The following is a 7,660-nucleotide window of genomic DNA, read 5'->3' on the forward strand; positions in this document are numbered from 1 at the left end:
CAGAGCTGGAGCTTGAAGCCTACGTGTGAAGGCGTGAAGCCGAGCCGTTCATAGAAGCGGTGGGCGTCGGTGCGCGTGGCGTCCGAGGTCAGCTGGACCAACTGGCAGTTCTCCCGACGGGACGTCTCGACAGCCCATTCGATGAGCTGCGTGCCCAGCCCGCTGCCGCGTTCGGTGGTGTGGACACGCACACCCTCGATGATCGCCCGGGTCGCGCCTCTGCGGGAGAGCCCAGGAACGATCGTGAGCTGGAGGGTGCCGACCACACGAGCCTCGCGGACCGCGACGACCAGATGCTGGTTCGGGTCGGCGGTCAGCCGGTCCAGTGCGACCAGGTACGGGGACAGGTCGTCCGGTGACTCGCGCTGTGCGCCCAGCGGGTCGTCGGCCAGCATGCCGACGATCGCGGGAACGTCCTCCGCCGTCGCGGGCCGTATCTCAAGATCTCCCATGTCGGCAGCCTATGCGGGCAGGTTCACCGACTCCACGACCCGGACCAGCGGAGCCAGCCGAGGGTCTGCAGCCGCCTCGTCGAGGGCCTCGCGAAGGGCGATGTCATTGGTGGGACGTGCCCCGGCGAGGAGCGTGAGGCCTGCCTCGCTGACGTCGGTGTAGATCCCCCGGCGGTCGGTGGGGCACAGGTACCGCGCAAGCAGCCCGCGGTCCTCAAGCCTGGTGACCAGCCGCGTCGTGGCGCTCTGACTGAGGACGACCGCGTCGGCGACCGCCTTCATCTGGAGATGGCCGCCCACGCCGTCGTGCTGCCGGCTGAGGACGTCCAGCAGCGAGTACTCGCGCACGCTCAGTCCGTGCTTGCTCTGCAGGGCCCGCTCGATGTGTGCCTCGATCCTTCCGTGCAGCAGGGAAAGGGCACACCAGCCCTGGGAGAGGGCGGTGAGTGCGGGGTCCGTCGCCGGCATTGCTGTGTCTCCTCTGTCCCTGGAGCTGCTGACTTCAGGATAGGACACAGACGCAATAGTCAGCTGGCGCATATAGCCAGCGTGTGCAACTATTGCGTGAGCTTAAAGGTGCTCATGCAATCTTTCTGGAAGGTGCGGCTCCCTCATGCCTCTCGCGCTTCTGGCCCTCGCGATCGGGGCCTTCGGAATCGGCACCACGGAATTCGTGATCATGGGCCTGTTGCCCGACGTGGCGAGCGACTTCGGGGTCTCCATCCCGACCGCCGGACTGCTTGTGACCGGCTATGCCCTCGGTGTCATGGTCGGAGCCCCGATCATGACCGCCCTCGGTACCAGGGTCTCCCGCAAACGGATGCTCATGCTGCTGATGGGACTGTTCATCCTCGGCAACCTGCTCTCCGCCGGAGCCCCCACGTTCGCGGTCATGCTGATCGGCCGCGTGGTCGCCTCGCTCGCCCACGGAGCCTTCTTCGGCATCGGCTCGGTCGTCGCGGCCGATCTGGTCGCTCCGGACAAACGGGCCGGCGCCATCGCCATGATGTTCACCGGGCTCACCGTCGCCAACGTCGTCGGCGTCCCGCTGGGTACCTTCGTCGGACAGGCCGCCGGCTGGCGCGTCACCTTCGCCGCTGTCGCCGGACTCGGCGTACTCGGGCTGGTCGGCGTCGCCAAGCTCGTCCCCGACCTTCCCAAGGCGCACGGCGTGCGCCTGCGCCACGAGATGGCTGCCTTCAAGAACGTCCAGGTCGTGCTCGCCATGGCGATGACCGTTCTCGGCTTCGGCGGTGTCTTCGCCGCCATCACCTACATCGCGCCGATGATGACCCACGTCGCCGGCTTCGCGGACGGCTCCGTCACCTGGCTGCTGGTCCTGTTCGGCCTCGGCATGGTCGGGGGCAACCTGGTCGGCGGCAGGTACGCGGACCGTGCCCTGATGCCCCTGTTGTACGTCTCCCTGGGCGCCCTGGCCGTCGTACTGGCCCTCTTCACGGTCACCGCCCACCACAAGGTCCTCGCGGCCGTCACGGTCACCCTGATCGGCGCGCTGGGCTTCGCCACCGTCCCGCCGTTGCAGAAGCGGGTCCTCGACCAGGCGCACGGTGCTCCGACGCTGGCCTCCGCCGTCAACATCGGTGCCTTCAACCTCGGCAACGCACTCTCGGCCTGGCTCGGAGGCATGGTGATCGCGGCGGGGCGCGGCTACACCGCCCCGAACTGGGTCGGCGCCGCTCTCGCCGCGGGCGCCCTGCTCCTCGCCCTTCTCTCTGGCGCGCTGGAGCGCCGCGCGAGCGTACCCGGCAGCACAGAGCAGGCCCTCAGCCGGCGGCCACCGTCAGAGGTGCGAACCGCCGCGTCCAGTCACCCGGCAGTTCGGGGATCCCGTACGTCATCACCGCGTTGAGAGCCACCGATGCCAGCCCACGCTCCTTCACCCATGCCAGCAGTTCCTCGTGCCGCAAGTCGATGTCCGTACGCAGCGGACGGTCGGTGAGCGAGGCGAGTGAGGCGATGAGTGCCTTCGCCGTCTCCGTGTCGCGGGCGATCAGAGGGCCGACCACATGGGTGTCCATGTTGGGCCAGGCTGCCGCGTAGCCGATGATCCGGCCGTTCTCCTCGGCGACGCGCAACTGGTCGGAGAAGGCGGGCAGTCGAGTGATCATGTGTGTGCGATCGGTACCGAACACCTCCTCGTCGAGCCGGATGATGTCGGCGAGGTCCTCGGCCGTGGCCGGGCGTGTGCCGGTCTCGGGCTCGGGACCGTTCGGCGTGAAGCGTCCGCGGACCATCTGAGCCCCGCCGGTGACCTTGAAGCCGAGTTCTTCGTAGAGCGGACGCCCGTTCGGGGTCGCGTGCAGTGTCAGAGGTGTGGTGCCCATAGCGGCGACGACGTATCGCATCAGCCGCCGCCCGAGGCCCTGGCGGGCATGCCGCTCGGCCACCAGCATCATGCCGATGGCCCCCAATTCGGGCTCTCCGTACAGTCCGTACTCAGTGACGACGCATGCGGCCACCAGTCCCCCGCCGGGGTCGTCGATGCCGTAGCCCCTCCCCGCCGTGAGCAGGAGACCCCACTTGTGCTCCTCGCGGGGCCAGCCCCGGTCCTCGGACAAGTCGGCGCACGCGGTGAGATCGCGACGCGTCAGACGGCGGATGGGCAGATCGGCGGGAGAAGGAGTCGGCACGCAGGTCAGGCTGTCCGACCGGCGCACCCGGCGTCCACCGGTTTGCGGTCGGCCGTACGCTCTTTTGGCCATCTCGCGCGGGTCCGCACAGTGCATGGACAGATGTTTCACGTGAAACGTTGAGCATCGGTCATCGGGCGACAGGCCTGGCCTACGCCGACACGGCGGTACACCGTGTGCGGCGGGCCTCGCGACCCACACCAACGCGGGGCGGGATTTTGTGGGATGCCTGTGAATTGGTGTGCGGCGCACGGTAGTTGAGGGAATCGATGGTTCGTCCCTCGCTTTTTCGTGGCCGAGAAGGTCGGGACTTGTGTGCTCGGCGACGGCCGGTATGGTCGACTCCGGTTCTTGTCCGCGCCGGGGTGACGTATCCCGTGCACGCGGTAAGAGCGGGGCAAGGCACCCTAACGGGACGGAGAGATCGAAGACTCGCATTTCCGGTTACACGGTGACGGTGTTCGTCCACGGTGGGACGCTGCGGGAAGAGCACCGCGGCCATTGTCACGCCCTGGCCCTGCTTGTCCGTGTGGAGTGGTGATCCGGGTTGAATGCGACCGCATTGGACAGGGGGCGAACGGGGAAAGCAAGCCGTCAGCGGGGGAACGGGAGCACATTCCGACCGAGGAGTGCGCAGACCGACCGAAAGATGTTCGAGGCGAGGCAGACCATGGACGCTCCGACCACCACGTCGGCCGACAACGGCGCTTCCGGCAGCAGCGGCGGGGGCGGCTGGTTCAAGCCGCACACGCAGCCGGAGGCGCCCCCGGGCGGCGAACGGGAGGCAGCGGAAGGCAGTCGGCTGGCCGCACTGCGTCCCGTGGGCAGGCCCCCTACGGGTGGCGCCAGGAGCGCGTCGCCGGACGGCAACGCCCGTCCGGCCGAGGCCGAGTTTCCGCCGGAGCAGGAGCGAATACCTGTGCGGCCGACCCCGCAGCGCCCGGAGACACCTCCGGCTTCCGCCCCCTTGCCTCCCCTTCCCCTCGCACCCGCGTCACCTCTTCCCGCGCCCTTCGCGCCCGCGCCTTCGGCCGGCGGGACTCCGGTACTCCCGCCCTTCGCACCCGAGCGGCCGGTTTCCCACCCATCCGCCGACGCACCCGAATCCGCTGTCCCCGCACCGCCCCTCCGCCCGGTGCCCGCCCTCGGGTTCACCCCCTCCGAGGCTTCGCGCACATCCCCCGCGCCGGCCTCCGACCCGTACGCGCCCGTGCAAGGACCCGCGCTGTCCGCTGAGCCTCGCGGACAGGCGTCCCCGGACGCGGTGCTCATCCGGCGGACCATGGACGCGGTCGCTCCTGTCGCCGACAAGGCCACCTCGTACTTCTACGCGCTCCTCTTCGTCCGTCATCCCGAACTGCGTTCCCTTTTCCCGGCCGCGATGGACACCCAGCGGGACCGGCTCCTCAAGGCGCTGCTCACCGCCGCCGAGCACATCGACAACACCGAGGTCCTCGTCGCCTATCTGAAGAACCTCGGCCGTGGTCACCGCAAGTACGGCACCCGGCCCGAGCACTACCCGGCCGTCGGGGAGTGCCTCATCGGCTCACTGAGCCGGTACGCGGCCGCGATCTGGGACCAGGAGACCGAGGCGGCGTGGGTACGGGCCTACACGACGATGTCGCAGGTGATGATCGACGCGGCGGCTGTCGACGAACTGCGCGCTCCGGCCTGGTGGTACGGGGAGGTGGTCTCCCACGACCTCAGGACCCCGGACATCGCCGTCATCACCGTCAGGCCCGACCAGCCGTATCCGTTCCTCGCGGGCCAGTACACGAGCCTGGAGACGCCGTGGTGGCCCCGCATCTGGCGGCACTACTCCTTTGCCTCGGCGCCCCGTTCCGACGGTCTGCTGTCCTTTCACGTGAAGGCGGTGCCCGCGGGCTGGGTCTCCAACGCGCTGGTACACCGTGCCCGACCCGGCGACATCGTCCGGCTCGGCCCGGCCGCCGGAACGATGACCGTCGACCACACCACCAACAGCGGCCTGCTCTGTCTGGGCGGTGGCACCGGCATCGCGCCCATCAAGGCCCTCGTCGAGGACGTCGCCGAGCACGGTGACCGGCGGCGGGTCGAGGTGTTCTACGGTGCCCGTACCGATCTCGACCTGTACGACATCGACACGATGCTGCGGCTCCAGCAGAGTCACCCCTGGCTCATGGTGCGTGCGGTCATAGACCAGCAGGCGCATCTGCAGCTGCCCGACGCCGTACGTGAGTACGGACCCTGGTACGAGTACGACGCCTATCTTTCCGGCCCGCCCGGGATGATCCGCAGTGGTGTAGTCGCGCTGCGGCGCGCCGGTATCCCCGTGGAGCGGATCCGCCATGACGCGGTGGAGGAAGTGGTGGTCACCGGCAGCTGACGAGCTGCCGTACGGTCAGCCCAGGTCAGGCGCGTGCATCGCCCGTACGCCCTCGATGTTGCCGTCCAGGTAGTGGCGCAGCGAGAGCGGCACGAGATGGACGGACGCGATACCGACCCGGGTGAAGGGGATCCGGACGATCTCGTACTCGCCGCAGGGCTCGTCGACTTCGGGGCCGTGTCGCAGCGAGGGGTTCATGTCTTCCAGACGGCACACGAAGAAGTGCTGCACCTTCACGCCCGTGGCGCCGCCGTCCGCACCGATGTGCTCGACGGTGTCCACGAAGCAGGGCACCACGTCGGTGATCTTGGCCCCCAGCTCTTCGTGGACTTCACGGTGGAGGGCTTCGACGACGGTGGTGTCGTCCGCTTCCACCCCGCCGCCCGGAGTGAGCCAGTAGGGATCGACGCCTGGCTTGGTCCGCTTGATCAGGATCAGGTCGTCGCCATCGAGCAGGATGGCGCGTGCGGTGCGCTTGACCACGGGTCGGACGGTCATGGGAGAAATGTGGCCCGGCTGGTTCCACGTGAAACATTTCGGCTCGCCCTGAACCGCTCCCGGCGGGATAAAGGTGCCGCAGCGCAGAGCGAAATGCGTGTTTCACGTGAAACATCACCGGGACTCGCAGGGGAATCCCTGCGACCTGCGAAGCCTCAGCCCCACTCGGTCGCCGCGTGCTGGAGCCAGTCGTGCGCCCGCGTGATGTGCGGCATCGCCAGAGTGCCGGTGCGGACCACCAGGAAGTACGTCCGCAGTGGAGGTACCGCCGGATCGAGCAGCGTGACCACCTCGCCGCGTTCCAGGGCGGGCGCGCACAGGTATCGGGGAAGTACCGCGAGCCCCGCGCCCGCGGCAGCGCAGGCAAGGACCGCGCGCAGGTCGGGGACGATGACGGTGCCCGCGGCCGTGGGGTGGGAGTCGAAGACGGTGGCCCAGTAGCGTGCGACGAACGGCAGTGACTCGTGGACCTCCACCAGGGGGGCGTCCTGGAGAGCGGACGCTCCTTCGCGGCGCAGCTTCCCGGATCCGACCTCAGCGGCCCAGCGCGGAGCGGCGACCAGGACGTGCTCCTCGTCGCAGAGCGCGGTCGCTGCCAGCAGGGTGCCGCGCGGACGGGCCGTGGTGATGGCCAGATCATGATGCCCCGCGGACAGTCCCTCCAGGGTTTCCTCGGCATTGCCGAAGGAAGCACGCAGAGCGAAGCCCTGGCCGTCGTCGCCGGTCAGTTCCGTGAGCGCGGGGAGCGCGCGTTCCGCGGTGAACTCCGGTGGCCCGGCGAGATGCAGCGTGCGTACGGAGGAGTCCTCGTCCAGCCCGGTCTCGGTGATCTCCACGAGCGCGTCGAGATGCGGCGCGGCTTTGTGCGCGAGCTCGTCGCCGATGGTCGTGGGGGTCACGCCACGGGCCCGGCGGAGGAACAGGGGACGCCCCAGTTGCCGTTCCAAGGTGCGGATCTGCGAGGTGACGGCAGGCTGCGAGAGGCCGAGCAGGGCGGCGGCACGAGTGAAGGAGCCGGCCCGGTGGACGGTCAGGAAGGTGCGCAGTAAAGCAAGGTCCACGATGCGTCCCCTCCCCTCTCCGCCCTCTTTCCTGCCCCCGGCCACGCCCAACTATAAATAAGTCGATAGGACCCTGTCGCTAGAGTGATTGGACACTGACACAGAGTCAACTAACCTTGTGCGCGCGGTTCTTCGGGTGAACCGCGGCGGTCCGAGCCACGAGGGGGGAGGCTCGGACCGCCGCTGTCCGGAGGTCAGTCCGCCGACTCCGCCAGCGCGCGCAGCACGTCTGCCACCAGGTCTTCCGGGTCCTCGGCGCCGACCGAGAAACGGATGAAGCCCTCCGGCACGGCGTCCCCGCCCCACCGGCCGCGCCGTTCGGCCGTGGACCGGACCCCGCCGAAGCTCGTGGCATCGTCGACAAGCCGCAGCGCGTCGAGAAAACGATCGGCACGCGCGCGCGTGGGCAGCACGAAGGAAACCACGCACCCATAGCGCCGCATCTGCCGCGAAGCGATCTTGTACGAGGGATCGTCCGGCAGCCCCGGATAACGCAGCCCGGTCACCTCGGGTCGCCCCCGCAGGGACTCCGCCAGAACCAGAGCGGTGGCGTCCTGCCGGTCGACCCGCAAGGGGAGCGTGGCGATCGACCGGTGCGCGAGCCAGGCCTCCATCGGCCCGGGAATCGCGCCG

At 69.0% G+C, this 7,660-nt stretch carries 8 protein-coding genes; 2 read left to right on the forward strand and 6 right to left on the reverse strand.

The genetic code is table 11. The features are described 5' to 3' along the window. Both STRTUCAR8_RS14265 and STRTUCAR8_RS14270 read right to left on the reverse strand, forming a co-directional pair. Positions 1–452 (reverse strand): GNAT family N-acetyltransferase (locus tag STRTUCAR8_RS14265; protein ID WP_006376453.1); only part of this gene is annotated, 452 nt, incomplete at its 3' end. Between the two features lie 9 nt (positions 453–461). Next, positions 462–920 (reverse strand): MarR family winged helix-turn-helix transcriptional regulator, encoded by a 459-nt coding sequence (locus tag STRTUCAR8_RS14270; RefSeq protein WP_006376454.1) that lies wholly within the window; start codon positions 918–920, stop codon positions 462–464. A 145-nt stretch (positions 921–1,065) separates the two neighbouring features. Between STRTUCAR8_RS14270 and STRTUCAR8_RS14275 the strand changes: the two genes are divergently transcribed. Continuing rightward, entirely contained in the window at positions 1,066–2,322 is a 1,257-nt protein-coding gene (locus STRTUCAR8_RS14275) for an MFS transporter (RefSeq protein WP_006376452.1), read from the forward strand. Here STRTUCAR8_RS14275 and STRTUCAR8_RS14280 read toward each other — a convergent pair. Then, positions 2,237–3,103: a GNAT family N-acetyltransferase gene (locus STRTUCAR8_RS14280; protein ID WP_044472197.1), complete on the reverse strand. Its 867-nt coding sequence runs from the start codon at positions 3,101–3,103 to the stop codon at positions 2,237–2,239. The genes STRTUCAR8_RS14275 and STRTUCAR8_RS14280 overlap by 86 nt on opposite strands. 670 nt (positions 3,104–3,773) lie before the next feature. On the opposite strand from STRTUCAR8_RS14280, the gene STRTUCAR8_RS14285 reads away from it, so the two are divergent. Beyond that, entirely contained in the window at positions 3,774–5,468 is a 1,695-nt protein-coding gene (locus STRTUCAR8_RS14285; RefSeq protein ID WP_234372493.1) for a globin domain-containing protein, read from the forward strand. Positions 5,469–5,483: 15 nt separating this feature from the next. On the opposite strand, the gene STRTUCAR8_RS14290 is transcribed toward STRTUCAR8_RS14285, so the two are convergent. The 3 genes from STRTUCAR8_RS14290 to STRTUCAR8_RS14300 form a co-directional block, all read right to left on the reverse strand. Next, positions 5,484–5,966 (reverse strand): NUDIX domain-containing protein, encoded by a 483-nt coding sequence (locus STRTUCAR8_RS14290; RefSeq protein WP_044472196.1) that lies wholly within the window; start codon positions 5,964–5,966, stop codon positions 5,484–5,486. A 155-nt stretch (positions 5,967–6,121) separates the two neighbouring features. After that, positions 6,122–7,027 carry a LysR family transcriptional regulator gene (locus STRTUCAR8_RS14295; RefSeq protein ID WP_006376450.1) on the reverse strand — a complete coding sequence of 302 codons (906 nt, stop codon included), beginning with the start codon at positions 7,025–7,027 and terminating at the stop codon, positions 6,122–6,124. Between the two features lie 194 nt (positions 7,028–7,221). Further along, positions 7,222–7,660 (reverse strand): PLP-dependent transferase (locus STRTUCAR8_RS14300; protein WP_006376448.1); only part of this gene is annotated, 439 nt, incomplete at its 5' end.

Origin of the sequence: Streptomyces turgidiscabies Car8, from assembly GCF_000331005.1 — a bacterium.
In the GTDB taxonomy this organism is placed as follows: domain Bacteria; phylum Actinomycetota; class Actinomycetes; order Streptomycetales; family Streptomycetaceae; genus Streptomyces; species Streptomyces turgidiscabies.